The sequence below is a fragment of the Pandoraea sp. 64-18 genome (assembly GCF_001899225.1).
Taxonomy (GTDB): Bacteria; Pseudomonadota; Gammaproteobacteria; order Burkholderiales; family Burkholderiaceae; genus Pandoraea; species Pandoraea cepalis.
The window spans coordinates 15,501-42,468 of the sequence record NZ_MKVU01000017.1; the positions used below are offsets into that span (position 1 = coordinate 15,501).

Sequence of the window (26,968 nt, forward strand, 5' to 3'; positions counted from 1 at the left end):
AATGGGCACGGCCCGATGCGACATCGGGTCATGTGGCTATGGTCGGTCGCATTACTGCTGGTGGCGGCGGTTCTGTTGCTCGGGGCCGGGTGCGCCCGCGCCGCTGACGATTTTCTCGACCCGGATGTCGCCTTCAAGGTATCGAAGACAGAGCAGCCCGGTGCGGTGCTGCTGCATTTCGAAGTGGCCAAGGGCTACTACCTCTATCGAGAACGGTTTGCCTTCGCAGCCGACAATCCTGCCGTCACGCTCGGCGTACCGGTGTTTCCGAAGGGTGAAGTCAAGCGCGACGAGACTTTCGGCAAGGACATGGAGGTGTATCACGAGCCCATCGACGTTCGCATCCCGGTGAGTCGGGCGGGGGCCCCGTTTACGCTGAACGTCACCATGCAGGGCTGCGCCGAGAAGGGGCTGTGCTATCCCCCGATGGACAAGCCGTTGAAGATTTCCGCTGCCGCGATTGGCGGCGCGAATAGCGGGAGTTCAACGGCCGCATCAACGCCGGTCCCCGCAACGCCGGCCTTGCTCGGCGGCATGGCGCAAGCGTCGAGCGGTGGGAAGATCGTCACGTCGCCGGAATCCGTGTCGGCAGCCCCCAACGCTGACACGGCCAGCGGCTGGTTGTCCGCGCGAGACGACTATAGCGAGGCCGAGCGGATCCTCTCCGGAGGCAGCTTCGTGCTGGCATTGGCGATCTTCTTCGCGCTGGGTGTCGGGTTGGCGTTCACGCCGTGTGTGTTGCCGATGGTCCCGATTCTCCTGTCGATTGTCGCAGGGCAGGGAGCCAGTCGAGGCAAGGCCGTGCGTCTGGCCATTGCCTATGTGCTCGGCATGTCCGTGGTGAACACCGTCATTGGTGTGGCCGCCGGATTGTTGGGGCAAGGTCTGATCGCGTTCCTGCAGGCGCCGTGGGTGCTGGTCTCGTTCGCGCTGCTCATGATCGTCCTGTCGTTGTCGATGTTCGGCATGTACGAGATTCAGGTGCCGTTGGCGTTGCGCGCTCGAATCGATGACGCCGCTCGCAAGCAGGCGTCGGGTCAATGGGTCGGCGCGGCGATGATGGGCGTGCTATCGGGACTGATCGTGAGCCCATGTGTGACCGCCCCGCTGGCGGCCGCGCTCGCCTTTATCGCGAAGACGGGAGATTCGGTCTTCGGTGGCGCAACGCTCTTCGCATTGTCGCTTGGGATGGGATTACCGCTTGTGCTTCTCGCGGGCGGCGGCGGCGCGTTGCTGCCGCGTGCGGGGGCATGGATGGGCGGCGTGAAACGCTTCTTCGGCTTCCTGCTTCTCGGTGTTGCGCTCTGGATTGTGCGGCCATTGCTGACCACGCCCGTTCTGTTGTTGGGATGGGGCGCCTTGCTGTTGGTGGCCGCCGCGTTCATGCACGTTTTCGATAGACTGCCCGATGGTGTCAGCGCTGCACGGCGCGTGCTCAAGGGGTTAGGCGTTGTCGTCGCCCTTCTTGGCGCCGTGGCTTTGGTGGGGGCGGCAACGGGGGCGCGTGATGCGCTTGCGCCACTCGCGGGGTTGACAGTGGCCACCTCGGGGAGCGCCAGCGCACCCGTGGACAAGGGAGCCAAGTTCCGGCGCGTACGCAGCGTTGCAGAGCTCGATCAGGTTATCGCGACGGCAGGGCGTCCGGTGATGTTCGACTTCTATGCGGACTGGTGTATTAGCTGCAAGGAAATGGAGCGCTCCGTTTTCACGGATCCGCGTGTCAAAGCCCGTCTCGATCAGGTGGTGCTCGTGCAGGCTGACGTCACGGCCAACAACGCCGACGATCAGGCGTTGCTCAAGCGCTTCGGACTGTTCGGCCCGCCAGGCATCATCTTCTTCGATGGCGGCGGTAACGAGAGGACGGGGATGCGCGTGATCGGCGCACAGTCGGCGGATCAGTTCCTGCGCAGCCTGGACAAGGCCCTCGGGCCGGCCACCTGAGCGCTGCGGCCGGAATCCGAGCGCTGCGGCCCGAACCCGGGCGCGGATCGTCGCGAACGGATTCGGTGGCGCGCCCACACACGGCTTAGGCTTGCGCGCGAATCAGCCTTGCTGCGTCGAGCGCGAAATACGTCAGGATGCCATCGGCGCCAGCACGTTTGAAGGCGAGCAGCGACTCCATCATGACCTTGTCGTGATCGAGCCAACCATTTTGCGCAGCGGCCTTGAGCATCGCGTACTCGCCGCTGACCTGGTAAGCGTACGTGGGGAAGCGGAACTCGTCCTTCACGCGGCGTACGATGTCCAGGTACGGCATGCCGGGCTTGACCATCACCATGTCCGCACCTTCCTCGATGTCGAGCGCGACTTCGCGCAACGCTTCGTCGGAGTTGGCGGGATCCATCTGGTACGTCATCTTGTTGCCCTTGCCCAGATTCGATGCCGACCCGACGGCGTCGCGGAACGGCCCGTAAAAGGCCGATGCGTACTTGGCCGCATACGCCATGATCCGTGTGTGGATGTGCCCGCCGGCTTCGAGTGCTTCACGAATGGCGCCGATGCGTCCGTCCATCATGTCGGATGGCGCGACGATGTCCACGCCCGCTTCCGCCTGAGTGAGGGCTTGCTTTACGAGAATGCCGGTCGTCACATCGTTGATGACGTAACCGTTTTCGTCGAGCACGCCATCCTGACCATGGCTCGTGTACGGGTCGAGGGCGACGTCCGTCAACACACCCAGATCCGGGAAGTGGCGCTTGAGCTCGCGCACGGCGCGCGGGACCAGACCGTCCGGGTTGGCGGCTTCGATGCCGTCGGGTGTTTTGAGCGTTGCTTCGATATTCGGGAACAGCGAGATCACGGGGACGCCGAGCGTGACACAGGTGTCGGCCACGCGCAGCAGTTCGTCGACCGAGACGCGTTCGACGCCGGGCATAGAGGCGACGGCCTCGCGGCGGTTCTCGCCTTCAAGGATGAACACGGGATAAATCAGGTCGTCGCACGTCAGGTGGTTTTCGCGCATCAGACGACGCGAGAAGTCATCGCGTCGCATGCGGCGCGGGCGAAGCAGGGGGTAGGAACTCATGCGATCGGTCCTTTGGACGGAGATTGGCGTGTCGAAGATTCCGGTGAAATCGGTCGCGCGGACCGCCCTAAAACGGCCAGTCGTCGCCGTTGCTGCAACGATCCCATTCGCGGGAAGGCGCGCAAAAAAGGGCGCTCGGCGGGAAACTTTCGAACGCATGGTATATCATACCAACCGGATGTTCGCACTGCGTGTGACGTCCCCCGCTTCTCCTCCCTGAGCGGGCGCCTGTCGTTCTACGATAAGGCTCATTTAAACCCGCCGTGCCTACACGGCGGTTTTTTTATGGGCGCGCGAATCGTCTTGTCGGATCCCCCGACAGCCCTGCTTTCCAACGAATTCGAGGAAACTCATCCGTTCGGCCTAGGGCACGTTGCGCTGTCCGTTGCGCGCATCTCTATCACGCCCAATCCATCGGCAGCCACGCGGCTCGCCGCGACAATCTGTCGCGCTGGCTTCCCGTTTCCCCCGCCGCTTGATGCCAACTTACTTCTTGGCGGCGTCGCGCGGCGGAATGGCGAGCCAGTCTTCGAGCACGCGCTGCGCAGCGTCGACGCCGGTGCGCTTGAGCGACGAGAACAGTTGCGCCGTGAACTGCGGCGGCGTTGCCGGATCGTCGGACGGCAGGCCATCCGTACGCGGTAGCGCGGCCAGTCGCTTTTGCGTGTCACGCAGCACGACCGTCGCTTCCTGACGCGTCAGCTTGTCTGCCTTGGTCAGCAGGACATGGATGGCGCGCCCGGTCGGCATGAACCAGTCGATCAGCTCGCAATCGAGTTCCGTGAACGGCCGGCGCGAGTCCATCACTAAGACGAGGCCGCGCAATTGCGGACGCTGCACCAGGTAGTCTCCGAGGAGTTGCTGCCAGTGCACCTTCACGCCACCGCCGACCTCGGCGTAGCCATAGCCGGGCAAATCGACGAGATAGCCGTACAGATGCTCGAGGTGCGCGATCTCGAAGTAGTTGATGTGCTGCGTACGGCCTGGCGTCTTGCTCGAGAAGGCCAGCCGCTTCTGGTTGCACAGGATGTTGAGCGCGCTGGACTTGCCCGCGTTCGAGCGGCCCGCGAAGGCGACCTCGGGCACGGCCGTGGGCGGCAGGTCGCGCAGATGATTGACGGTCGTGAAGAAGCGGGCTTGATGAAGTAGGGACATGACGGAGACCGAGGAGCGCCACAGCCACGGGAGTCGGGCTGCAACGCGGACGCAGGGCACGCAAGACGGTGGGTCTGATGCCCCCCGGCGATGGCTCGGGAAGCCCCGTTCTGCGGCCTTCTACATGGAAATCCCCTAAAGTCGGGGAAAGACTTTATTGTACAATATGAAAGTTAACCTTGGCCTGGCCAAGGCTTGTCCGAACGTCTCGCGCGCCGTGAGGTTGGAGGAGAAACGCGGCGCCGGACGGTGAGTTCGAACGACCGATTTCCCGACAAAACAGATATAAGGTGTGCGAATGAACCGAGGAGTGTGGAAGTCTCTCGCTGCAACACCGTTGGCACTGGCGTGCTTTCTTCTGAGCGGTGCTGGACAAGCCGCCGAGGCGCAGGCGCCCGCCAAACCCGACCTGAACCGGGGACAGGCCATTGCCAGTCAGGTTTGTGCCGCCTGCCATGCAGCAGACGGCAACAGCGCCGGCGGCGCGTATCCGAAGCTCGCCGGTCAGCACGCCGAATATCTCTACAAGCAACTCACCGAATTCAAGGCCCAGCCCGGCAAAACGCCGGTGCGTAATAACGCCATCATGGCCGGCATGGTCGCCGCACTGTCCGATCAGGACATGCGCAATGTCTCCGCTTATTTCGCCTCGCAGACCATGAAACCGGGTGCCGCGCGCGACAAGGACACCGTGCCGCTGGGCCAGAAGATCTACCGCGGCGGGCTGGCCGAAAAGGGCGTTCCCGCCTGCGCCTCATGCCACGGCCCAACAGGCGCCGGCATGCCGTCGCAATACCCTCGACTGTCAGGCCAGTGGGCGGAATACACCGCCGCCCAGTTGGTGGCGTTCCGCGACGAGGTTCGCAAAAACAACGCGCCGATGCATACGGTCGCGTCGCGGTTGTCGGACAAGGAAATCAAGGCAGTCGCGGATTACATCGCCGGTTTGCGCTGATCGGCAGGCCCGGCCCTGACATCATGTGAACGTCGGGGTATATTCGCTGACTTATAGCGAAACCAGCCGCGGCGCCGCAGGGCGATCGGGTCGAACTGGTTTAGCATACACAGGGTGGCGGGCGCGTAAGACACGCGTCCCCGCCTTTTTTGTTGTCGGAAACAGGATGAGCCTCAGTACCTCCGGAATGCAGATCAAGGGCGCGCAGCGATGGGTGCGCGACGGCGTCGAGCTGGTCAGCTCGATGCGTTTCGCCATCAGCCTGCTGAGCGTGCTTGCGATTGCCAGCATCGTTGGCACCGTGCTCAAGCAGGGCGACCCGTACCCCAACTACGTCAATCAGTTCGGTCCGTTCTGGGCCGGTATCTTCCGCTCGCTCGGTCTGTACACCGTGTACAGCGCGTGGTGGTTCCTGCTGATCCTTTTCTTCCTCATGGCGTCGACGACGCTGTGTATCGTGCGCAATGCGCCGAAGATGATCGCGGACATCCGGAGCTGGCGAGATCACGTGCGCGAGGGCAGTCTGCGGGCCTTCGGCCATAAGGCCGAATACACCGGCCCGGCGTCGCGCACCGAACTCGTGTCGCGTCTCACGGGCTATCTCGGACGTCGTAGTTATCGTTTCGTCGTGCGCGAGCGCGATGGCGCGACGCTTGTTGCGGCCAAGACCGGCGCGATCAACAAAGTCGGCTACATCTTCGCGCACAGTGCGATCGTGATCATTTGCCTGGGCGGGCTGGTCGACAGCGATCTGCTCATTCGTCTCCAGATGGTGCTGTTCGGCAAGTCGCCGCTGCAGGGCAACGCTGTAATTGCCCAGATTCCCGAGACACACCGTCTCTCGCCGAACAACCCGGCGTTTCGCGGCTACGCGTTCGTGCCGGAGGGCGGCAAATCTAACACGGCGATTCTGAATTTCCAGGACGGCTCGGTCGTGCAGGACCTGCCATTCTCTGTCGAACTGAAGAAATTTCACGTCGATTACTACTCGACCGGCATGCCCAAGTTGTTCGCGAGCGATATCGTGGTCACCGACCCGGAGACCGGCAAGTCGATGAACGCGACAGTGAAGGTCAACGAGCCGTTCATCTACAAGGGCGTCGCGATCTACCAGTCGAGCTTTGAGGACGGTGGCAGCAAGCTGAAGTTGACCGGGTATCCCATGCACGGCGTGTCCGACCGGACGTTCGCATTTTCGGGGAACGTGGGCGGCTCGACGCAACTGCGCAGCGGCGTCGCGGGCCAGGATGAATACACCGTCGAGTTCAGCGATTTCCGCGCGATCAACGTCGAGAACATCAGCAATGGCGCGGGCGAGCGCGACGTGCGCGGCGTGGCGCGCAAAACGTTGCGCGACGATCTGAACGCGCGACTGGGCTCGGGGGCTCGCCCCGACGTGGGCAAGGATCTGCGCAACGTCGGGCCGTCGGTACAGTACAAGGTGCGCGACCGCAGCGGGCAGGCGAAGGAGTACCGCAACTATATGCTGCCGATTCTGGTGGACGATGGCGAGCGGGTCTTCATGACCGGTGTACGCGACACGCCAGACGGCCCGTTCCAGTATCTGCGCATCCCGGCGGACGCTGACGGCTCCGTCAAGCAGTGGATGCTGCTGCGCGCCGCGCTTCAGGACGATGGGGCGCGGGCCGAAGCCGCCCGGCGGTTTGCTGCTCAATCACTGCCGTCGCAAACGTCGGCGGCATTGCGAGCGCAATTGCAGGAAAGCGCCAAACGCGAGCTGGATCTGTTTGCCGGCGCCATTCCAGCAAGCAAAACCAGCCAGACGAAGGGCGGCCTGCAGGCGATTGCGGAGTTCGTCAACGAGAAGGTTCCTCAGGATCAGCAATCGAGCGCGGCCGACATGTTCCGTCGTATTCTCGACGGTACCGTCTGGCAACTGTGGCAGGTCGCGCGAGAACAGGCCGGGCAGCCGGCCATGACGCCCACGCCCGAGAACGAGCGCTTCGTGCATACGGCAACCAATGCACTGTCCGACAATTTTCTGTACGACGCCCCGGTTTTCCTGCAGCTCGATTCGTTCGATCAGATTCAGGCGAGCGTCTTCCAGCTCACGCGCTCGCCGGGTAAGAAGATCGTGTATCTTGGCAGCTTGCTGCTGGTACTCGGCATCTTCTCAATGTTTTACGTGCGCGAGCGGCGTCTGTGGCTGTGGCTGAAAGACACGCCGGACGGCGGCAGTTCGGTATTGATGGCGGTGTCGACCACGCGCCGCACACTGGATTTCGAAAAGGAATTCGCCCGTACGAAGGCGGAGATCGACGAGATCGTCACAAAACGATAAGGGTGAGACAGATGGAGTTATCGCAAAACTATTCGGAAGTCTCGTGGCTGCGCCGCCGCAGCGTTGGCGACTGGCTGTTCGCGCTGGCGCTGGCGATCGGGGCGGGCTTTGCTCTGAATCGCTACGGCCATTACATGGATTACTACGAGCACACGATTCTGGTGCTCTGCGTGCCGGCTTTTGCGCTGTTGGGCTGGCATTGGCGGTCCGTGCGGTGGCTGATGGCCGGAATCGCGATTCTCGCCCTTTCGGGCATCGGGTTGTATCACCACGATCTGGCGCGCGCCGATCAGGCCTTCCTGCTCAAGTATTTCCTTTCGAGTCAGTCGGCCATCCTGTGGATGAGTGCGTTGTTCTTCCTGGCGACGACCTTCTACTGGGGAGGCTTGATCGCACGCTCGCCGTTCGGTGCGAGCGTCGGCTCGACGCTGTGCTGGGCCGCCGTGCTGCTTGGCTTCACCGGCATGATGGTGCGTTGGTACGAATCGTATCTCGTGGGCGCCGACGTCGGCCATATCCCGATTTCGAACCTGTACGAAGTGTTCGTGCTCTTCTGCATGATCACGGCGCTGTTCTACCTTTACTACGAACATCACTACGAGACGCGCGCGCTCGGGCCGTTCGTGCTGCTCGTGATCAGCGCGGCGGTCGGTTTCAATCTCTGGTACAGCGTGGCGCGTAGTGCCTATGAGATCCAGCCGCTGGTGCCGGCGTTGCAGAGCTGGTGGATGAAGATCCACGTGCCCGCGAATTTCATCGGTTACGGCACGTTCTCGCTTGCGGCGATGGTCTCGGTGGCGTATCTGCTCAAGTCGAGCGAAAACAAGCGTCTGGCCCTGGCCGGCAAGCCGCTCGACAGCGGATTCTTCTCGTCGCGCCTGCCGTCGCTCGAACTGCTCGATGACCTGATGTACAAGGCGATCGCCGTCGGTTTCGCGTTCTTCACGATCGCGACGATTCTCGGCGCGCTGTGGGCGGCCGACGCATGGGGCGGTTACTGGAGCTGGGATCCGAAGGAGACCTGGGCGCTGATCGTGTGGCTGAACTACGCGGCGTGGCTGCACATGCGGCTGATGAAGGGATTGCGGGGTGTGGTGGCGGCCTGGTGGTCGTTGACGGGCCTGCTGATCACGACGTTCGCATTCCTCGGCGTGAACATGTTCCTCTCGGGGCTGCACAGCTACGGTCAACTCTGACGGGCGTCGTCGCCTCGGGCGCGACTCGAAAGCCGCCGCACGCGGGTGCCGGCGGCTTTTTTTGTCATGTCGTATGATTTTTCGCACCGGGAGGGAGGGAACGACGCTGTCTCGGTGCCAGTCTCAACGTTGACATGGACAGGTGAGTCCGCAAATTTGCGGAATCGGCAACGGTGCCGGAAAGGCCAGGCAGAAGGGGGCATCATGAGTCAAGATCAGTCGCGGCTGCGCGGGGCGGATATTCCCGCGAGCGACATTACGCCTCGCGAGGTGGTGACCGCGCGCCGGCGCTTTCTGCGCGCGTCGGGTGCCGGGTTGACGGGGTTGGGCGGCGCTGCCCTCGGCGTGCTGCCGCAGCAGTCGGCCTTCGCGGTTGACAGTCCTGGCGTCGGACTGGCGAAACTGACGGCTGCGCGCAACGCGCGTTACGTCATCACCGACAAGACGACCGATATCAACGACGTCACCACCTACAACAACTTCTACGAGTTCGGCACCGACAAGTCCGATCCGTCGCGCCGCGCCAGCACGCTCAAGCCGCACCCGTGGCAGGTCGCGATCGAGGGCGAGGTCCGGCAGCCGAAGGTCTTCGACATCGATGCGCTGCTCAAGCTCGCGCCGCTCGAGGAGCGTGTCTATCGCCACCGCTGCGTTGAGGGGTGGTCGATGGTGATCCCCTGGGTCGGCTACTCGCTGTCCGAACTCATCCGCCGAGTGCAGCCGACGGGCAACGCGAGGTATGTGGAATTTGTGACGCTTGCCGATCCGAAGCAGATGCCGGGGCTGTCGTATCCGGTGTTGAGTTGGCCGTATGTGGAGGGACTGCGGATGGACGAAGCGATGCATCCGCTGTCACTGCTGACTTTCGGATTGTACGGTGAGGTGCTGCCAAACCAGAATGGCGCGCCGGTGCGCATGGTGGTGCCATGGAAGTACGGGTTCAAGAGCGCCAAATCGATCGTCGCGATTCGTTTCGTCGAGAAAATGCCACTGACGAGTTGGAATCGCGCGGCGCCGGACGAGTATGGCTTCTACTCGAACGTGAATCCCAACGTCAATCATCCGCGCTGGAGTCAGGCGACCGAGCGTCGCATTGGCGACGGCGGTATTTTCACGCCCAAGCGCAAGACGCTGATGTTCAATGGTTACGGCGATCAGGTGGCCAGCCTGTACCAGGGCATGGATCTGCGAAAATTCTTTTGAACGGACGCGCCGCGTCGATTTGCCGATATGTCCATCACGCCACGTCATCCGGGCGAGGGTTCTGGCGCCACCGTCGAGGCGGCGGCGCCCACCCCCGGTAGCGGTTTGCCGTCAGCCGGTGCCGATGCGCGCGCGGCTAATCATTCGGTGCAAGACCGGCAACTATGGCTGCCCTGGGTGAAAGCGGTCGTGTTCCTGTTCGCGCTGTCGCCGGGGCTGCGACTGATTGCGTATGGCATGACGGATCGGTTGGGCGCCAATCCGGTCGAGTTCATCACTCGTTCGACCGGCACCTGGACGCTGGTCATGCTTTGCGCCACGCTCGCGATCACGCCGATGCGACGCTTGTCGGGCATGGTTTGGCTGCTGAGGTTACGTCGCATGCTTGGACTGTTCGCGTGCTTCTACGGCGCGCTGCATTTCGCCACGTATGTCTGGCTGGATCAGTGGTTCGATTGGTCGAGCATCCTGCGCGACGTGTCGGGCAAGCGACCCTTCATCACCGTGGGGTTCGCGGCATTCGTGCTGATGGTGGCGTTGGCGCTGACGTCGCCGCACGCGGTGGTTCGGCGCATGGGCGGGCGGCGCTGGCAGCGGTTGCATCGCTTGATCTATGCGATTGCCGTGCTGGCGATCCTGCACTACTGGTGGATGAAAGCGGGCAAGAACGATCTGGCCCAGCCGGCGGTCTACGCGACCGTGGTCGCGAGCCTGCTCGGCGCCCGTGTGTGGTGGGCGCTTCGCAGACGGCGGACTCAGGCGTGGTCGGGCAGCAGTCGTTCGCCCGCGAAGAGCGACTCGACCGTTTCACGTTCGCGAACGAGGTAGGCTTCGTTGCCGTCGACCATGACTTCGGCGGCGCGCGGGCGCGTATTGTAGTTGGAACTCATCGTGAAGCCGTAGGCGCCTGCCGAGCGAATGGCGAGTAGATCGCCGGGCGCAATCGCCAAGGCGCGGTCTCGACCCAGCCAGTCGCCGCTTTCGCACACGGGGCCCACGACGTCGTAAATCACCGCGTCGACGGCACGTCGCTCGACCGGATCGATGCCGTGATAGGCCTCATACATCGCAGGACGCGCCAGATCGTTCATCGCCGCATCGACGATGGCGAAGTTCTTCGTCTCACCATGCTTGAGGAACTCCACGCGCGTGAGCAGGACGCCGGCATTGCCGACGAGCGAGCGACCAGGCTCGAACAGCACTTGACGGTGCCCGTGGCCGCGCTGGGCGATGTGATCGAGCAGCGTGGTGGCGAACGCGGTGATATCGGGGGGCGTTTCGTCCGTATAAGTGATGCCCAGGCCGCCGCCCACGTCGATGTGGTGCAGCGAGATGCCTGCCGCTTCGAGCTTTTCGACCAGATCGAGCACCTTGTCGGTGGCGTCGAGATACGGCGAAATTTCCGTGATCTGCGAGCCGATATGGCAGTCGATGCCGACGACTTCGAGGTTCGGCATGGCGGCGGCAGCGCGATAGGCGTCGAAGGCTTCTTCGTAGGCTACGCCGAACTTGTTGCCGCGCAGGCCGGTGGAAATGTACGGATGCGTCTTGGCGTCGACGTTCGGGTTCACGCGCAGCGAAACGCGAGCGCGCTTGCCCGCTTGCCCGGCCACATCATTGAGTCTGTCCAGTTCGGGACGCGATTCGACGTTGAAGCAGAAAACGTTCTTTTCCAATGCGTAGCGCATTTCGTCGGCGTGCTTGCCGACGCCCGAGAACACGGCGCGCTTCGGATCGCCGCCCGCCGCGATCACGCGAGCGAGTTCACCGGCGGACACGATGTCGAAACCCGCACCGAGCTTGGCGAACACGCCCAGCACGGCGAGGTTCGAGTTCGCCTTGGCCGCGTAGTGCACGGCGGCGTTGCGGCCTTCGCAGGCCTTGGCATAAGCCTGATAGGCGCTTGTCAGGGCCGCCTTCGAATAGACATACAGCGGCGTGCCGAAACGCTCGGCGAGGGCCGGCAGTGCAACGCCCTCGGCATGGAGTACGTCGTTGCGGTAGGAAAAGATGGCGTCGGACATCGCGAAAACTCGGTAATCAACTAGGGCACGCCGCGCAGGCGGATGGCTTCCGGCCGGCTGAATTCGGCTTGTTCCGGATGGTCGTGGCTTATTCCGGCTTCGCCGCCGGAAGCGACGCGGCCGGCGGTACGTCCACCGACGGGCCTCGCTGTGGTTCGGGCACGAGCGGTGGCGGGGGCAGCGGGGCCCCCGGCGGCGGCGTCGGTTTCACCGGGCGGGCGGGAATGTACAGTGGCCCGGCCTGACCGCAACCGGCCAATACGCTCAACAGGGCAATCGACGCTACAATCGCGCAGGTTCGAATAGGTGCAGTCATGGGGGTATCGCCGCGTGGTGCGGCATGCAAACGATGACGCAAACCGTGGAGTTTAGCATGACGGAAAGTGAATTCCTGGCGCTGGCCGAAGCTGTGTTGGCGCAGGTCGAGGCGACTGTCGAGGACAGCGACGTGGATATCGACTGCGAACGAACGGGCAACGTCCTGACGCTCGAATTCGAAGACGGCAGCAAGATCATCGTCAACCTGCAAACGCCGATGAGCGAAATCTGGGTGGCCGCGCGTTCGGGCGGCTACCACTACCGTCTCAAGGGCGACGAATGGCGCGATACGCGCGACGGTACCGAACTGTTTGAGGCCCTGTCGCGCTTCGCGTCACAACAGGCGGGCGAAACGGTAACGTTGCAGGCCGAATGACAGCGAAACTGCAGCGCGGCGGGCGCACCGAAATCGACGCCGCCGTGCGGACTGGGCGGTCCGGGAGATTGCCGCGCCGCCGCCCATTCACCCTTCAGGGCTTGTTGTTGAACATGTCCAGGATACGCTGACGCTCCTGACGGTCCACCGGCGCGGGACTCGGCTGGGCGGGCATATGACCGGGCAGCGGTCCCGCCGACGGCCCCAAACCCGCCGAGCCGTCCGGCACGGTATCGGCGCTCAGGCCGACGGTACTCACCGCGCGTCCCGGCGGATAGTCGTCAAAGTAGTAATCGCCATTCGCCTGAATGATCCCCGGTGGTACCGCACGCGTCGATTCCGGCACGCCACGCAAGGCTTTGGCCATGTAGTCGATCCAGATCGGCAGCGCCAGACCGCCCCCGGTTTCGCGGTCCCCCAGATTGCGTGGCTGGTCGAAGCCGATCCAGGCAACGCCAACCAACTGCGACTGAAAGCCGGCAAACCAGGCGTCGTGCGAGTCGTTTGTCGTTCCCGTCTTGCCTGCCAGATCACTGCGTTTGAGCACATTGGTCTTGGCGGCCGTGCCGCGCGTAGCAACGTCGTGCAACATCGAATCCATAATGAACGCGTTGCGCGCCGAAATGGCCCGGATCGATTCGTCGCCCGCAGTGGACGGCTTTTCCTCCATGATCACATTGCCCTTCGAATCGGTGATGCGCGCCACAATGAACGGATTTACGCGGAAGCCGCCATTGGCAAACACGGCGTAGGCGCTCGCCATTTGCAGTGGTGTGACCATCCCCGCGCCCAGCGCCATCGGCAGATAGGCAGGGTGCTTGTCCGCCTCGAAGCCGAAGCGTCCAATGAATTTTTGTGCGTAGCCCGGGGTAATGCTCTGCAGGATACGAATCGACACGAGGTTGCGCGAGCGCATCAGCGCGACGCGCATCGGCATCGGCCCATCGAAGCCGCCGCCGTAGTTCTTCGGCTCCCACGGCTGCCCGCCTGTCTGCGCCGCCGAGAAGTACAACGGTGCGTCGTTGATGATCGTTGCCGGTGCGAAGCCCTTTTCGAGCGCCGCCGAGTAAATGAACGGCTTGAAGCTGGAGCCCGGCTGACGCCAGGCCTGCGTGACGTGGTTGAACTTGTTTCGGCTGAAGTCGAAGCCGCCGACGAGCGAGCGAATCGCGCCATTCTGCGGGTCGAGCGACACGAATGCCGCTTCGATGTCCGGCATCTGCACAATCCGCCAGTTGTGCTTCGCATCCTGGGTCACACGGATCACCGAGCCCGGGCGAATCTTCTGCTTCGGCTGGGCCTTCGCGCTCAATCCCGCCGCCGCAAAGCGCAGGCCCTCGCCGGTCACGGTCACGTCGTCACCGTTCAGGAGCACGGCTTTGACCTGCTGCGGCGATGACGAGAGCACGACGGCGGCGACCATATCGCCGCTGTCCGGATGCTCGACCAGCGTGTCGTCGATCAGTTGTTCGCGCTCGTCCTGGTCGTTTGGAAGGTCGATATTGGCTTCGGGCCCGCGATAGCCATGACGTAACTCGTAGGCCATGACGCCGGCGCGCAGCGCTTCGTAGGCAGCTTCCTGATCGGCCGAATTGATCGTTGTGTAGACGTTCAAGCCGCGCGTGTAGATCTCGTCCTTGAACTGCGCGTAGAGCAGTTGGCGAACCATTTCGGCCACGTACCCGGCATGAACGCTGAACTCGCTGCCCAGCCCGCGTACCACCAGTTCCTGCGCGATGGCCTGGTCGTATTCGGACTTCGAGACGTACCCAAGGTCGTACATTCGCTTGAGGATGTACTCCTGGCGGATGCGGGCGCGCTTGTAATTGACGATCGGGTTATAGGCCGAAGGGGCCTTGGGCAGGCCGGCGAGCATGGCGGCCTCGGCGAGCGTGATGTCCTTCAGATCCTTGCCGAAATAAACCCGCGCAGCGCTGGCGAACCCATAGGCGCGTTCGCCGAGATAGATCTGATTCATATACAGCTCGAGAATCTGATCCTTCGTGAGGCGCGACTCGATCTTGTAGGCGAGAAGCGCTTCATAGATCTTGCGCGTGTAGGTCTTCTCGCTTGAGAGGAAGAAGTTGCGCGCGACTTGCATCGTGATCGTGCTGGCGCCTTGCGCGGATCCACCACGCGCGAAGTTGGCGATGCCCGCGCGGAAGATGCCGATGAAGTCGACCCCGCCGTGCTGATAGAAGCGGTCGTCCTCGATGGCGAGGACGGCCTTCTTCATCACGTCGGGAATATCGGAGAAGCGCACCAGATTACGGCGCTCTTCACCGAACTCGCCGATCTGGATGTCGTCGGCGGTGTAGATGCGCAGCGGAATCTTCGGCCGGTAGTCCACGATCGTGTCGAGCGACGGCAATTGCGGCGTCATCACCACCAGGATGTACCCCGCGAGCAGCGCGCCACACACGACCATCGCGGCGAACAGGCCAGCGAACCACAGCGTAATGCGCAGCCAGAGAGAGCGGCGCGGCGTGGGTGGGCGCTTGTCGCGGGGTGTCTCGGTTTGGGGTGTGCTTGCCATGGGGGAACCGGAAAAATCAGTGAACCGATTATAACGAACGACTCGACGCCTCTCGCCGCAGCCCCCCGAAATCGGAGTTCTGGCCTATGGGGTATAGGAGTCGGACGAGAAAGGACCGGCGCGGATTCCTAAACCGCGTCGCGTTGGCCCGGCGGCCGTGAGGATTCGGACTGGTCCGATTGGGCTGCTGCGTCGCGCTGGATAGCATCGATGACATCGACTGGGTGAGAGACGGGAGGATGTCATGATCGAAGCAGTTCTGCGCGGTGTGCGCCACATGGGCAGCCAACTGGCGGCGGCGTTGCCGCGTGCCGGGGGCGGCGGTTGCGGTATTCATTTCGACGCTGGCGGCATGCATTTCGTTCGCCTGACCCGGGTGGCCGGACCCGCGCAGTTGCGTCTGGACGCCTGCGGGACTGCCGTGCTCGAGGACGACATATTGCGCGGCGCATTGATCGTCAAACCGGAGGCCGCCGCGCGTCGGCTGGAGGAGCTGTTGGAGCGACTCGGCACCCATGCGCAGGATCTGCGCGACGACACCCTCGTACTGGCACTGCCCGCCCACGGACTGAAAACGCAGGTCATCGAGTGTCCGGAGGATTTGCCGCCGCGTGCGTTGCGAGCGTGGTGCGAGCGCCGTGCCGCCTTGCTGCTGCCCGGTGACGGCGATCCCGCCTTGCGCCATCGCGTGGGCGTGACGTGGGCCGACCCGGGCAACTATCGGCTGCGTTTGTACGCCTGTGAGGCGGAACTGGTCGATAGCCGCGTCGCGGTGCTCGAAATGTCGGGACTTCGGGTGCATGCGACCGATGCGGCGCACGAGGCCGGGCGACGGGCCTTCCGATGGGCATGGCCGGTCGGTGGCGAAGCCATCGCGCAGGCGTCGCCGCGGGCACCGATGGGGTTGCTGCAAATCGACGCGCATCACCTCGATCTATCGGTCTTCGATGGACACACCTGCGTGGCCGACGTCAGAGAACGTTTCGACGGTATCGGCGGCCATCCAGACGCGTTGGCAAGCGTGGTGCGCGAGTTGTCGGGCAAGCTGCCCGTCGCCGTAGGCGTCATGCATATCGCGACGCAAGGCGCGAGTCCTGGGGAACTCGTGGCGATCTGCGACGCGCTCGGCGCGGCCTGCGGTATCCCTGTGCGGCCATTCGATCCGCTGAGACGATTCGAATCGTCGCGTCCGTCCGGGCCACGACGCCAGACTTTCGCGCAGCGGACTGCGCTTGCCGTGCCATGCGGACTGGCGTTGCGTGCCATGTCGATGAGGGGCGTGACATGCGAATGAAGGTGCAATTTCCTCCACTCGATTTCCTCCCCACGCTCGCCCAGCGCCGGCAGCGCGAGTTTGCGCGGCAATGGCGAATATGGGGGTGCGTGGCCGCGTGTGGTGGGCTCGCGTCGCTCGCGCCGATGGCTCGCGACATCTCCCTGCGCCAGCAAACGCAGGCGCAAGTGACGGCGCTACGTGCGGCGAGCGAGAAACTCGGCGGGCAGATCGCTGCGTTCGAGACGGCCGGGCGTGAGTTGGCGGCCATGGATGCCCATCGCCGGGCGGCCGCGGCGTTGATCGAGCGTCGGCAGCCCGTCGCAAACCGATTGCTCGACATCATGCGCGCGTGCGCCGACGGCGTGCGATTGACATCCGTAAAAATCGGCGAGGATCAAGCGCGCGTCGAGGGCTATGCAACGACGCAATCACGCGTGCGCGAAACGCAGAAGCGATTGCGGACGCTGCCATGGGTGCGCAAAGTCGCGGAAGTCGAATCGAGCGTGGTCCCGGAGGCCGTCAAGCGTCAGTGGGCCGGCGGAGCGACTCAGGCCTCTGTGCCGACCCTTCGCCGCTTCACATTGCGTATCGAACTCAAGCGTGCACCGAGGCCCGTTGCGCTTTCGGTCACCGCGGAGGTCGATGGGCTGCCGAGTGAGGAGGTGCCCGATGTACGGTGAACGCCCTCCGCCGGATGATGTCCGCGACATTTTTCGTGATGCAGCAGACCGCTGGCGTGCGCGATGGACGGCGTGGACGTCAGTCTCGCCGGCCGAGTGGGCGCCGCTGGTGCGCTGGGGACTGGTCATCCTTGCCTGGCTGTTGGGGCTGCTGATGGCGTGGTCGGTCTGGTGGCTGGTCGGCCTGCCCGTAAGGGCAACCTTGCAGAAGGATCTTGGCGCCGAGCAGCAGAGGTGGGATCGGGCGAACGACGCCGCGCGTCGCTTACCCGCATTGATGGCAACGCTGCGTGATGCCGAGGCCGAGACGATGGCTTGGCATCGCCGGCTTCCGCTCGCTGCACAGAGGGTGGGGGAAGCGGCAGCCGAGGCGAGCGAAGGCGTGGGCGCGTCGGCACGGCACTCGGCGGCATCCTCGCTACCGGACCTCGCTGACGACACGCGCTCGGCGTGGCGTGCCGATCTCGAGCGCCTTGCTGCACGTTCGGGCCTGACGCTGGAGGCAGCGCGGCCGGGGCCCGCCGCGTCGAGCGGGGACCTCGAAATCGAGCGTGCCGAAATGCGTGTCGGGGGGCGCGTCGCGAATCTGCTCGATTGGCTCGCCGAGGTCGACCGGATGCCTCGGCATCTATCGATCGAGCGCCTGTCGCTTCAGGGGCCGGCGTTGGGAACTTCCGGTGCGACGGTAGTGGCGGAGGCCGAGGCGGGGGTCACGGCCATGGTGGCCGCCTACGCCTGGCGACGTCCCGCAGACCTTCCCGGCATGCCTGCCGGGCGTTCCTTGCCGGCGTTACCGCCGCCAGCCCCGCCTTGGCAGATGCCGGCGGACACGATCGACGTGTTTCGTACGCCACTGACGCGCCGCTCAGCTCAGGACGCCGTGACGATGGCGGCGTCCGGCCCGCAGTCGTCGGTCGACGACGGCACGCCTGTCGGATCGATGCGTGCGGGATCGCGGCGGGTCGTGCTTCACCGGACGTCGGCTGCCGAATTGGCGGCGACCTGGAGCGAAGGTCCACCGCGACAGGGGCCGGCGGCGGAAGACTCCGACGCGTTGAGCGTCGACGTGACGCTCCATGGCGTGGAGGCCGCCGATGCGTTACGGGCGTTCGCCCGTCTGACCGGGCGCAGCGTGGTGATTGGCGAGCGCGTCGTCGGGCGTCTCGACATGGAAGTGCAGCGCGTCTCGGCGGCTGTGGCGTTTGACGTCATGGTCCGGAGTGCCGGTCTCGGCGTTCAATCGTTGAACGGCGTCGACTGGATTGCCCCGCGTGCCGACCTGCTGGCTGACGAGCAGACGCAACTCGAAGCGGCCGCGAAGCGCGAGGCGTTGCTGCCGCTGGCCAGCCGTCGCTTCACGCTGAACTATCCGCGTGCATTGGCGCTGCGGGAGATCATCATGGGCGAAAAGGACCGCAAGGGGCAACGATTGTTGTCCGTGCGAGGCAGCCTGATTGCCGATCCGCGCACGAACCAATTGTTCGTGACCGATTTGCCGGAAAAGCTCGATGCGCTGGCTAAATTCATCGCACGAATCGACGTTCCGGTCCGTCAAGTGCTGATTGAGGCCCGCATTGTCGAGGCCGACGACCGCTTCAGCGAGTCGCTCGGTGTCCGGCTCACGGGACACCACGGTCGCGGCGAAGGCCAGCAGAAGCGCGGCGAGCGGCCGGCCGCGGAGGGGGCGCGGGGTGTCGGGGGCACGAATAGCGGAGGGGGAACGCCATCGGGCAGTGCGCTCGACATTGGCTTGCCCGCGGCGGCGCTGGCCGGCGTGGTGCCGCCGAGCTTGGCGATCACGCTTTTTGGCCGCTCCGCCACGCGCTTGCTGCAACTGGAACTCTCGGCATTGGAGACAAGTGGGCGAGGTCGTGTCGTCTCCCGGCCTCGCGTGGTCACGGCGGACAAGGTTCAGGCACTCATTGAACAGGGCACGGAGCTGCCTTACCAGACGCAAAGTGGCCGCCGCAATGCAACGTCGATTCAATTCCGAAAGGCCACGTTGAGGCTCGAAGTGACGCCGCTCATTACCCCGGACGGTCAGGTGATTCTGGATGTCGACGTGCGCAAGGACAGTGTCGGGCAGGCGGTGGCACAGGGATTCGCCGTGGATACCCGACATGTCAAGACGCAGGTGCAGGTCGAGGACGGAGGGACGGTGGCCATCGGCGGGATCTACCAGGAAGAACGGCGCGACAGTCGAGCCGGCGTGCCGTGGTTGAGCGATGTGCCGTTGCTGGGCGCGCTGTTTCGCAACCGCGCCAACGAAGACCGCCGTACGGAGCTGCTGGTGTTTCTGACGCCCAGTGTGGTGCCCGAGGGTCGGAAGGGCGGCGAGGCCGAGGATAATGCGGCCTCCTCGGGCGCCTCGCCCAAGCCCTCGAAAAACGACCTGCCTTCCGGTCATCCCCGGCTCACCGGAGTGCGCTCCGAGTTGACGCGTTCCGCACGCCCGACGCATATCCCGGTATCATCGGGGGCTGGAACCCAAATATCAGCGATTTATGCTGGAAAACGTAATACTTGTCGGACTGATGGGGGCGGGCAAGACCACGGTTGGGCGCGCAGTGGCGCGACGTCTTGGGCGGCAGTTCTATGACTCCGATCATGAGATTGAAGCGCGCACGGGTGTGCGCATTCCGATCATCTTCGAGCACGAAGGCGAGGACGGCTTCCGTCAGCGCGAAGCCCAGACCATCGACGAACTCACCCAACGCAGCGGAATCGTACTCGCCACCGGCGGGGGCGCGGTGCTGCGCGCGGAAAATCGCGAACACATCAAGTCGCGCGGCACGGTGGTCTATTTGCGCGCCAATCCGCATGACCTCTGGCTGCGCACACGTCGTGACAAGAACCGCCCGTTGCTGCAAACGGCCGATCCACGCGCGCGTCTCGAGCAGTTGTTCAAAGAGCGCGACGCGCTATATCGCGAGTGCGCGACCTTCGTCATCGAAACGGGTCGGCCGAGCGTGAATGCGCTCGTCAACATGGTGTTGATGCAACTGGAGGTCGTGGGAATCGTTCCCAGCAGCGCCGGCCTGCCATCCGATTCGCCTGACGATCGGCATGACGGCGTGCATGGCGACGAGCCGGACGGTGCGCACGGTGACGGTGAAGCCGCTCGGGCGGCCGGGGGCGACGCGAAGCTGGCGCAGGCCGAGCGCGATGATGCATCGCAGACAACGTCCGTATCGCCTGCGCCCGACACCTTTCCTCGCTGATATCGCCGATATCGCTGACCATGACAACAAGCGGCATGAAGACCCTCAAACTCGATCTGGGCGAGCGCGCCTATCCGATCCACATCGGCACCGATCTGCTCACGCAGGAGGCCTTGTTCGCGCCGCACGTGCGCGGCACGCACGCCGTGATCGTGACGAACACGACCGTCGCCCCGCTTTACGCCGAGCGCGTCGCGGCAACGCTGCAACGGCTCGGAAAGCGTGTGGTCACCGCTGTGCTGCCCGACGGCGAGGCGCACAAGAACTGGCAAACGCTCAACCTGATTTTCGACGAACTGCTTGGCGCTCAGGCGGACCGCAAGGCGACATTGATCGCGCTGGGCGGCGGAGTCGTCGGCGACATGACCGGGTTTGCCGCCGCCTGCTACATGCGCGGTGTCCCGTTCGTGCAGGTGCCAACGACACTGCTTGCACAAGTGGATTCGTCGGTCGGTGGCAAGACGGGGATCAACCACCCACTCGGCAAGAATATGATCGGAGCGTTCTGGCAGCCGAGCGCCGTGCTGGCCGACATCGGCACGTTGTCCACGTTGCCGGATCGTGAGCTGGCCGCCGGTCTGGCGGAAGTGATCAAGCATGGCGCGATCGCCGATGAACAGTACTTTGACTGGATCGAGGCGAATATCGAAGCGTTGAATGCCCGCGATACGGCGGCACTGACCTACGCCGTGCAGCGCTCGTGCGAGATCAAGGCGCAGGTCGTCGCCAGCGACGAACGCGAACAGGGCCTGCGTGCCACGCTGAACTTCGGTCATACGTTCGGCCATGCCATTGAAGCGGGCCTCGGGTATGGCGAATGGCTGCATGGCGAGGCGGTCGGGTGCGGCATGGTCATGGCGTCCGATCTGTCGGCGCGTCTGGGCTTTATCGACACGGCGTTTGTCCCGCGAATCAAGGCGCTGATCGTGGCGGCCAAGCTGCCGGTCACGGGGCCGGATCTGGGTGAGGATCGCTACATCGATCTGATGCGCGTCGACAAGAAGGCGGAAGGCGGGGACATCCGCTTCGTACTACTCAACCGGCTGGGGCAGGCGTTCATGACGGGCGTTCCCGAGGCCGAGCTTCGCGCGACGTTGCGCGCCAACATCTAGTAAAGGAGGGCTGGCGATGATCGATTACGAAGCGTCGCTTGCCTCCTACGCGGCGCGCTCGAGCGCGTCACGCGGACGGCGGTTTGCGGAACCTGCGCCTACGACGCGGACCGAATTTCAGCGCGACCGCGACCGCATCATTCATTCGACGGCGTTCCGCCGGCTCGAATACAAGACGCAAGTGTTCGTGAATCACGAGGGCGACCTGTTTCGCACGCGCCTGACACACAGTCTGGAAGTGGCGCAGATCGGCCGGTCGATCGCGCGAAATCTGCGCGTCAGCGAGGATCTCGTCGAGGCGATCGCACTGGCGCACGACCTCGGTCACACGCCCTTCGGTCACGCCGGGCAGGACGCACTCAACGCCTGCATGCAAGATTACGGCGGGTTTGAGCACAATCTGCAGAGCCTTGTCGTTGTCGACGAACTCGAAGAGCATTACGGCGGCTTCGACGGGTTGAACCTCTGTTTCGAGACGCGCGAGGGCATTCTCAAGCACTGTTCGCGCGCGAATGCGAGAGGGCTGGGTGAGCTTGGCGAGCGATTTCTGAAGGGGCGGCAGCCTGGGATGGAAGCGCAGATCGCCAATCTTGCGGACGAGATCGCTTACAACAATCACGATATCGACGATGGTGTGCGCTCCGGCCTGTTGTCGCTCGATCAACTCGACGACGTGCCGCTCTGGAAACGCTATTGCGCCGAGGCGAGGCTTGCATGGCCGGAAATTTCCGGCCGGCGGCTGGTGCACGAAACGACGCGACGGATTATCAATGCGCTGATCGTCGACCTGATCACGACCACGCGTCAACGCGTGGCCGACGCTTCGCCGTTCTCCATTGACGATGTGCGTGGCGCGGGACCGTTGGTGGCCTTTAGCGGCGAGATGCGCGAGCAGGCCGGGCGACTCAAGCGGTTTCTGTTCGAGAATCTCTACCGGCACTATCTGGTGATGCGCATGGCAGCGAAAGCGCAGCGCATCGTTCAGGAGTTGTTCAACGCGTTTCTTGCCGATCCCCGCTTGCTGCCACCCAACTACCGCACCGAGCACGCAGCGGATCAGCCACGCTGGATCGCGCACTACATTGCCGGAATGACGGATCGCTACGCAATCAAGGAATACAGCCGTCTCTTTACCATCGAGCCGACGCTCTGACGCGTGCCTCGGGAGACGATGCGAAACAGCCGGCTTTCGCCGGCTGTTTCGCTATTGCCACCTCGCGTGTGACGATGAGGGCCGGTATCCCGACGCATCACGTTCGATGTCTGCCGGTGCACAACGGCACCGCCGGCGAGTGAGTTAGCTGCGTCCCGCAATGAATCCGAGCACGAGCGCAACAGCCGCTACCGTGCCAACGGTCTGCCATGGGCGCTCGTGGACATAGCCGTCGGCTTCTTCCCAGACCTCGTTGGCGCGACGGCGCAGGTTGGCGCGGGCATCGCCAAACTCGCTGCGCGCTTCACGAAGCTTGTCGCCGATCTCGGCGCGCAGCGCCTCAATATCCGATGCCGACTTCGCGTTGGACAGCGCGTGGTCCAGATCGTCGAGCAGATCGCGCACGCGTGAAGAGACGTCCTGACTCGCCAGACGTGCCGCGCGTGCGGTACGTCGGCCGGCAAAGCGCGCATCGTCGAGGCTGCTGTTGAGTACCGTTTCCGCTTTCGAGGCAATTCCCATTTTCAGACTCCCAAGAGGTGGTATTGAAATGCGGCGTCCGTCAGACTCGGGGAACGACGGCGCCGGTGGAACCCTGAGGCGAACGGCCATTATGGCGCGACCGTTCGCGTGCGTACACCTTCAGAGACTTTCGGGAAACGAAGAAAGTTGCGTCGCGTTGGCTGAAGATCGTGTGAGAATGGGCTGACATCGCGGCCGGAAATACGAAAACGCCGCACGGGGCGGCGTTTTCTAGACGGCTTGAATCGATTTCGTTGCGCCAAGTCAGACCGAATGCAAGCGCTGGCGTGAGCCGGAAAGCTGGCTTGGCGCGGAACTTAGAAGCGGTAACCCAGCGACAGGAACGTGACCACCGGGTTCAGCTTGACCTTGGCTTCGCTGGTCGTGGTGATCGGGCCGCGGGTGGTCGTCAGCTTGGCGGTGGTGCTGACCGGGATGTACGACACGGAGAATGCGAGCGTCCAGTGCTTGTCCATGTTGTAGTTGATACCCGCGTTGAACACTGGCGCCCACGAATTGGTGAGCTTGGCCGTTGTGTTGCCGCCTGGGCCGCCCGTCAATGCATTGCTGGCCAGCGATTGGAAGCCCGGCGTCAGTTCAATGTTCGTATACCAGAAGTAGCTGACCCCAAGGCCGACGAAGGGACGCCATGTATCGTTTGCCTGTCCGAAGTAATACTTCAGCAACAAGGCCGGGCTCCACTGCTTGGCCGATGCCAGCGAACCGCCACCTGGCAGCGCGAGGTTGCCCTGTCCGTAGAGGCGGAACTTCGGCGCGAAGCCGGTGACGGCTTCCACGGCGATGTTGTCGGTAAAGAAGTGGGCAAACGTGAGGCCCGCGGTGTCGGCGTCATCGACTTGGGCACCCGTATTGCCCAGTCGGCTATTCACTGCCGCGGCCAGACCCGGAACGTTCGATCCGGTCACATTCAGTGGATCGCTGGAAACCTGGGGCGAGAGGTGGAACCAGCCAAGGTTGACAACGTTATCGCCGGCTTGCTGTGCAAACGCGGCCCCGGACACCGTGAGCGTGGCCACGGCAGCCATCGTCAAATGCTTCAACTTCATCGATTCGTCTCCTGCTCAAGATTCTTTATTGTCGAGAATTTCGGTAAATGAAATTCAGGGCCATTATGCCGACGGGGCATAGCAGCGGAAAGCAAGAGTCTGGAGTGCGCGCTCTAAAGGTGTTGTTTCCATGCATCGACTCATGGAATGCCCCTAGAAAAATGCGCTGGACGGGCGAAAAGCGCGCCCTGACGCCCAGGGCACGCCTTTAGGATTTCACTGCGGAGTCCGATATGTCGAACGCATTCTGCGTCCCGCACGCTGAGTCTAGAACTTGTAGCCGAGCGAGACGAAGGTGACAATCGGGTTCAGTTTGATCTCGGCGTCGGAGGAGGAGAGGACCGTTCCGTCCTGCGCCTTGATCTTGATGTTCGCGGTGGTCTTGAGGGGAACGTAAGAAACCGAGGCGCTGGCGACCCAGTGTTTGTCGAAGGCATAGGACACGCCGGCATTGAAAACGGGTTGCCACGACGCCGACGATTTCGCTTCGACGGTGGTCGGCCCGTTATGCCCGGAAGTGAACGCGAGCACGCTGCCGAAATTCTGATTCAGCGCCGCTTCGAAATTCGGGTTGAGATTGACGTTCGTGAAGAACGTATAACTCACACCGACCCCCAGAAACGGGCGCCAGGTGGAATTGGCCTGGCCGAAGTAATACTGGAACACAAGCGCCGGACTCCATTGACGAACGCTCTGCACAATCGGATTGTTTTGTGGCGCGCCAAGGTCGATACTCGTGAGCGCGCCGGCCAGTCCCGGCGGTGCGATCACGCCTTGTCCGGTAAGCTTGAACTTGGCGGGAATGCCGGCAACCGTCTGTACGGCAATGTTGTCGGTGACAAAGTGGGTGATGACGAGGCCGAGCGTGTCGGCGTTACTGACCTTCGCTCCGCTTCCGGGGGACGTGAAGTTCGACGGCACCAGGCTTGGAGTGAGCCCTTCCTGGGTGACACTTGTGGTCATCGGCTTGCTGGAGTCTTGCGGCGCGATGTGAAACCATCCGAGATTGACGACGTTGTCGCCGGCTTGTTGTGCACTGGCGCGGGTGGGCGCCAGGGAAACGAAGAGTCCGAGCGCGCACAAGCACGCCGCGGACCGATAGGCCCGAGTTGTCATTTGTCTATCCTCCCAAGATTATTTATTTATTTTTCGATGCATTATGCGCTTGGGATTTCACGGCGCAATCGCCGTATCTAGAGCTTTTGTACGAATCAACGGGGTTTGGCTAGATATCAGTATTTAAAGGGGTTTTTATGATGAAACTCCCTCGACGATCGTGATATCGAGCTTTAAAGAATTACATTTGAATCCGCATGGCCCGATTACCGCGACTTTTCATTCCACGCCAACCGCAGCATGTGATTCTGCGCGGCAATAACCGGCAGGCGATCTTCGTCGACGACGAGGACCGGCGTGTATTTCACGACCGGTTGCGCGACGCCGCGCGCGCCAACGGACTGGCGATTCACGCCTGGTGCATGATGCCGAACCACCTGCATCTGGTTGCCACGCCCGCAGACGAGCGCAGCCTTCCGGCCACGCTTCAGGCCGTTGGTCGCTACTACGTGTTGTATTTCAACCGGCGTCACCAGCGCACCGGCACGCTTTGGGAGGGCCGGTATCGCGCCACGGTCATCGAAGCGGAACACTATCTGCTGCTTGCCAGCCGGTACGTCGAGCTCAACCCGGTGCGCGCGGGGCTGGCAGATGCCCCCGGGAATTACCGATGGTCGAGTTACCTCCATCACGTCGGCCTCACGGTCGATAGTCTGGTCACGGACCACGCGCTGTATTGGGCGCTCGGCAATACACCGTTCGAACGTCAACGTGCCTACGCCGAGGGGTTTTCGATCCCGCTGCCGGCACCTGAGATTGACGCATTGCGTACGGCAACGCAGAAAGGATGGCTGCTCGGCGGGCCCGATTATCAGGCTCGCATGTCACTTGCCGCCAACCGGCGCGTGAGTCCTCTCACGCGCGGTCGTCCACGCAAAGCGATCTCGGACGCGCTCTGACACTGGCTGGCCGCAGGCCGGTTCCGGTCTGCCTCGCTTTCTCCAGCTATTTGAAATCACAGAATTTTTTGACGAGCACAGATCGGATCGAATTAATATGACCCTAATAAAAAGGGGCCTTCGATCAGCGTGGTTTTAAATGCGAATCTGACCCCATTAAATTGTTTTGTCTTTGTGAATTCCTTGGCGTATATTCCAACTTCGGCCGATTGGTGCGATGCGCAAAAGCGTGCGCGCTGAGTCGGCTCCCTGTGGCGACGCCCAAGAACGACCTTCGACGCGCGCGAATCCGCAGTCCTGGCCCACCCGGCCACCCCCACTTAACCCGGTCGAGCGCGACGAGCATGCGCGCGGCGACCTCGCCAAGAGACGGTGTAACTCGTGGAAAAGAAACAGCAACCGATTGCAGCGGCCGTAGCGATGCCGGGTGAGGCGTACGTGGCGCCGGACGCTCAGGGCATGTACGACCCGGCCAACGAACATGACGCCTGCGGCGTCGGCTTCGTGGCGCACATCAAGGGCGTGAAGAGTCATGCCATCGTCGAGCAGGGCCTGAAGATTCTCGAAAACCTCGATCACCGGGGCGCCGTGGGCGCCGACCCGTTGATGGGTGACGGGGCCGGCATCCTGCTCCAGATTCCCGATCAGTTCTACCGCGAAGAGATGGCCCGGCAAGGCGTGACCCTGCCGCCGGCCGGCGAATACGGTGTCGGCATGATCTTTCTGCCGAAGGAACACGCGTCGCGTCTGGCCTGCGAACAGGAACTCGAGCGGACCGTGAAGGCCGAGGGGCAAGTCGTGCTGGGTTGGCGCGACGTCGCGATCGATCGCG

Annotated in this window: 22 protein-coding genes and 1 pseudogene; 15 read left to right on the forward strand and 8 right to left on the reverse strand. The window is 63.2% G+C overall.

All coding sequences use genetic code 11. The features are described 5' to 3' along the window. Positions 1–30 precede the first annotated feature (30 nt). Complete coding sequence (gene dsbD, locus BGP02_RS14750) at positions 31–1,941, forward strand: protein-disulfide reductase DsbD (protein ID WP_286798783.1); 1,911 nt, start codon at positions 31–33, stop codon at positions 1,939–1,941. 85 nt (positions 1,942–2,026) lie between these two features. On the opposite strand, the gene hemB is transcribed toward dsbD, so the two are convergent. Both hemB and yihA read right to left on the reverse strand, forming a co-directional pair. Continuing rightward, complete coding sequence (gene hemB, locus BGP02_RS14755; RefSeq protein ID WP_026132330.1) at positions 2,027–3,025, reverse strand: porphobilinogen synthase; 999 nt, start codon at positions 3,023–3,025, stop codon at positions 2,027–2,029. Positions 3,026–3,511: 486 nt separating this feature from the next. After that, positions 3,512–4,180, reverse strand: a complete 669-nt coding sequence (gene yihA / locus BGP02_RS14760) for a ribosome biogenesis GTP-binding protein YihA/YsxC (protein WP_017235779.1) — start codon at positions 4,178–4,180, stop codon at positions 3,512–3,514. A gap of 298 nt (positions 4,181–4,478) precedes the next feature. Here yihA and BGP02_RS14765 point away from each other — a divergent pair, with 298 nt between their 5' ends. The 5 genes from BGP02_RS14765 to msrQ all read left to right on the forward strand — a co-directional run bounded on the left by BGP02_RS14765 (position 4,479) and on the right by msrQ (position 10,664). After that, a complete protein-coding gene (locus BGP02_RS14765; RefSeq protein ID WP_026132329.1) occupies positions 4,479–5,135 on the forward strand; it encodes a c-type cytochrome in 657 nt (218 codons plus the stop codon). A 166-nt stretch (positions 5,136–5,301) separates the two neighbouring features. Beyond that, positions 5,302–7,437, forward strand: a complete 2,136-nt coding sequence (locus BGP02_RS14770; protein WP_083902419.1) for a cytochrome c biogenesis protein ResB — start codon at positions 5,302–5,304, stop codon at positions 7,435–7,437. 11 nt (positions 7,438–7,448) lie between these two features. Next, positions 7,449–8,633, forward strand: a complete 1,185-nt coding sequence (gene ccsB, locus BGP02_RS14775; RefSeq protein WP_017235776.1) for a c-type cytochrome biogenesis protein CcsB — start codon at positions 7,449–7,451, stop codon at positions 8,631–8,633. A gap of 204 nt (positions 8,634–8,837) precedes the next feature. Next, the gene (gene msrP / locus BGP02_RS14780; protein ID WP_017235775.1) at positions 8,838–9,836 is read left to right on the forward strand and encodes a protein-methionine-sulfoxide reductase catalytic subunit MsrP; all 999 of its coding nucleotides are present in this window, start codon (positions 8,838–8,840) and stop codon (positions 9,834–9,836) included. Between the two features lie 27 nt (positions 9,837–9,863). After that, positions 9,864–10,664, forward strand: a complete 801-nt coding sequence (gene msrQ / locus BGP02_RS14785) for a protein-methionine-sulfoxide reductase heme-binding subunit MsrQ (protein ID WP_017235774.1) — start codon at positions 9,864–9,866, stop codon at positions 10,662–10,664. Here the strand turns inward: msrQ and lysA are convergent. Further along, entirely contained in the window at positions 10,592–11,860 is a 1,269-nt protein-coding gene (gene lysA, locus BGP02_RS14790; RefSeq protein ID WP_017235773.1) for a diaminopimelate decarboxylase, read from the reverse strand. The two genes, msrQ and lysA, sit on opposite strands and share 73 nt — an antisense overlap. An 88-nt stretch (positions 11,861–11,948) precedes the next feature. Next, positions 11,949–12,176 carry an LPS translocon maturation chaperone LptM gene (gene lptM, locus BGP02_RS22360; protein WP_085982717.1) on the reverse strand — a complete coding sequence of 76 codons (228 nt, stop codon included), beginning with the start codon at positions 12,174–12,176 and terminating at the stop codon, positions 11,949–11,951. A gap of 57 nt (positions 12,177–12,233) precedes the next feature. Here lptM and cyaY point away from each other — a divergent pair, with 57 nt between their 5' ends. Beyond that, positions 12,234–12,554, forward strand: coding sequence for an iron donor protein CyaY (cyaY, locus tag BGP02_RS14795; RefSeq protein WP_017235772.1), 321 nt, complete (start codon positions 12,234–12,236; stop codon positions 12,552–12,554). Positions 12,555–12,648: 94 nt separating this feature from the next. Here cyaY and BGP02_RS14800 read toward each other — a convergent pair whose 3' ends face one another. Then, positions 12,649–15,090: a penicillin-binding protein 1A gene (locus BGP02_RS14800; RefSeq protein WP_261939635.1), complete on the reverse strand. Its 2,442-nt coding sequence runs from the start codon at positions 15,088–15,090 to the stop codon at positions 12,649–12,651. Positions 15,091–15,334: 244 nt separating this feature from the next. On the opposite strand from BGP02_RS14800, the gene pilM reads away from it, so the two are divergent. The 6 genes and pseudogenes from pilM to BGP02_RS14830 all read left to right on the forward strand — a co-directional run bounded on the left by pilM (position 15,335) and on the right by BGP02_RS14830 (position 22,532). Beyond that, positions 15,335–16,384, forward strand: coding sequence for a pilus assembly protein PilM (gene pilM / locus BGP02_RS14805; protein WP_286798784.1), 1,050 nt, complete (start codon positions 15,335–15,337; stop codon positions 16,382–16,384). Positions 16,385–16,386: 2 nt separating this feature from the next. Further along, a complete protein-coding gene (locus tag BGP02_RS14810; RefSeq protein WP_286798785.1) occupies positions 16,387–17,046 on the forward strand; it encodes a PilN domain-containing protein in 660 nt (219 codons plus the stop codon). Continuing rightward, positions 17,036–19,645 (forward strand): type IV pilus secretin PilQ, encoded by a 2,610-nt coding sequence (gene pilQ, locus BGP02_RS14815; RefSeq protein WP_286798786.1) that lies wholly within the window; start codon positions 17,036–17,038, stop codon positions 19,643–19,645. Before BGP02_RS14810 ends, pilQ begins: the two co-directional genes overlap by 11 nt. After that, positions 19,551–20,069 (forward strand): annotated as a pseudogene (locus tag BGP02_RS14820) (shikimate kinase); the annotation flags it as partial. The gene pilQ and the pseudogene BGP02_RS14820, both read left to right, overlap by 95 nt. A gap of 233 nt (positions 20,070–20,302) precedes the next feature. Next, entirely contained in the window at positions 20,303–21,379 is a 1,077-nt protein-coding gene (gene aroB / locus BGP02_RS14825) for a 3-dehydroquinate synthase (RefSeq protein WP_286798787.1), read from the forward strand. A gap of 16 nt (positions 21,380–21,395) precedes the next feature. Continuing rightward, positions 21,396–22,532, forward strand: coding sequence for a deoxyguanosinetriphosphate triphosphohydrolase (locus BGP02_RS14830; protein WP_017235765.1), 1,137 nt, complete (start codon positions 21,396–21,398; stop codon positions 22,530–22,532). 144 nt (positions 22,533–22,676) lie between these two features. Here the strand turns inward: BGP02_RS14830 and BGP02_RS14835 are convergent, their stop codons facing one another. The 3 genes from BGP02_RS14835 to BGP02_RS14845 form a co-directional block, all read right to left on the reverse strand. Further along, positions 22,677–23,054, reverse strand: a complete 378-nt coding sequence (locus BGP02_RS14835; RefSeq protein WP_017235764.1) for an ElaB/YgaM/YqjD family protein — start codon at positions 23,052–23,054, stop codon at positions 22,677–22,679. A gap of 317 nt (positions 23,055–23,371) precedes the next feature. Next, a complete protein-coding gene (locus BGP02_RS14840) occupies positions 23,372–24,121 on the reverse strand; it encodes an OmpW/AlkL family protein (RefSeq protein WP_017235763.1) in 750 nt (249 codons plus the stop codon). Positions 24,122–24,388: 267 nt separating this feature from the next. Continuing rightward, positions 24,389–25,237, reverse strand: coding sequence for an OmpW/AlkL family protein (locus tag BGP02_RS14845; protein WP_017235762.1), 849 nt, complete (start codon positions 25,235–25,237; stop codon positions 24,389–24,391). 197 nt (positions 25,238–25,434) lie between these two features. On the opposite strand from BGP02_RS14845, the gene BGP02_RS14850 reads away from it, so the two are divergent. After that, positions 25,435–26,136, forward strand: a complete 702-nt coding sequence (locus BGP02_RS14850; RefSeq protein ID WP_017235761.1) for a transposase — start codon at positions 25,435–25,437, stop codon at positions 26,134–26,136. 420 nt (positions 26,137–26,556) lie between these two features. Further along, a partial coding sequence (locus BGP02_RS14855; protein WP_286798800.1) for a hypothetical protein occupies positions 26,557–26,968 on the forward strand: 412 nt, incomplete at its 3' end.

Coding starts and splice junctions, on each gene's coding strand:
- dsbD (WP_286798783.1), top strand. CDS start 31: ATGTGGCTATGGTCGGTCGCATTACTGCTGGTGGCGGCGGTTCTGTTG.
- hemB (WP_026132330.1), bottom strand. CDS start 3,025: ATGAGTTCCTACCCCCTGCTTCGCCCGCGCCGCATGCGACGCGATGAC.
- yihA (WP_017235779.1), bottom strand. CDS start 4,180: ATGTCCCTACTTCATCAAGCCCGCTTCTTCACGACCGTCAATCATCTG.
- BGP02_RS14765 (WP_026132329.1), top strand. CDS start 4,479: ATGAACCGAGGAGTGTGGAAGTCTCTCGCTGCAACACCGTTGGCACTG.
- BGP02_RS14770 (WP_083902419.1), top strand. CDS start 5,302: ATGAGCCTCAGTACCTCCGGAATGCAGATCAAGGGCGCGCAGCGATGG.
- ccsB (WP_017235776.1), top strand. CDS start 7,449: ATGGAGTTATCGCAAAACTATTCGGAAGTCTCGTGGCTGCGCCGCCGC.
- msrP (WP_017235775.1), top strand. CDS start 8,838: ATGAGTCAAGATCAGTCGCGGCTGCGCGGGGCGGATATTCCCGCGAGC.
- msrQ (WP_017235774.1), top strand. CDS start 9,864: ATGTCCATCACGCCACGTCATCCGGGCGAGGGTTCTGGCGCCACCGTC.
- lysA (WP_017235773.1), bottom strand. CDS start 11,860: ATGTCCGACGCCATCTTTTCCTACCGCAACGACGTACTCCATGCCGAG.
- lptM (WP_085982717.1), bottom strand. CDS start 12,176: ATGACTGCACCTATTCGAACCTGCGCGATTGTAGCGTCGATTGCCCTG.
- cyaY (WP_017235772.1), top strand. CDS start 12,234: ATGACGGAAAGTGAATTCCTGGCGCTGGCCGAAGCTGTGTTGGCGCAG.
- BGP02_RS14800 (WP_261939635.1), bottom strand. CDS start 15,090: ATGGCAAGCACACCCCAAACCGAGACACCCCGCGACAAGCGCCCACCC.
- pilM (WP_286798784.1), top strand. CDS start 15,335: ATGATCGAAGCAGTTCTGCGCGGTGTGCGCCACATGGGCAGCCAACTG.
- pilQ (WP_286798786.1), top strand. CDS start 17,036: ATGTACGGTGAACGCCCTCCGCCGGATGATGTCCGCGACATTTTTCGT.
- aroB (WP_286798787.1), top strand. CDS start 20,303: ATGAAGACCCTCAAACTCGATCTGGGCGAGCGCGCCTATCCGATCCAC.
- BGP02_RS14830 (WP_017235765.1), top strand. CDS start 21,396: ATGATCGATTACGAAGCGTCGCTTGCCTCCTACGCGGCGCGCTCGAGC.
- BGP02_RS14835 (WP_017235764.1), bottom strand. CDS start 23,054: ATGGGAATTGCCTCGAAAGCGGAAACGGTACTCAACAGCAGCCTCGAC.
- BGP02_RS14840 (WP_017235763.1), bottom strand. CDS start 24,121: ATGAAGTTGAAGCATTTGACGATGGCTGCCGTGGCCACGCTCACGGTG.
- BGP02_RS14845 (WP_017235762.1), bottom strand. CDS start 25,237: ATGACAACTCGGGCCTATCGGTCCGCGGCGTGCTTGTGCGCGCTCGGA.
- BGP02_RS14850 (WP_017235761.1), top strand. CDS start 25,435: ATGGCCCGATTACCGCGACTTTTCATTCCACGCCAACCGCAGCATGTG.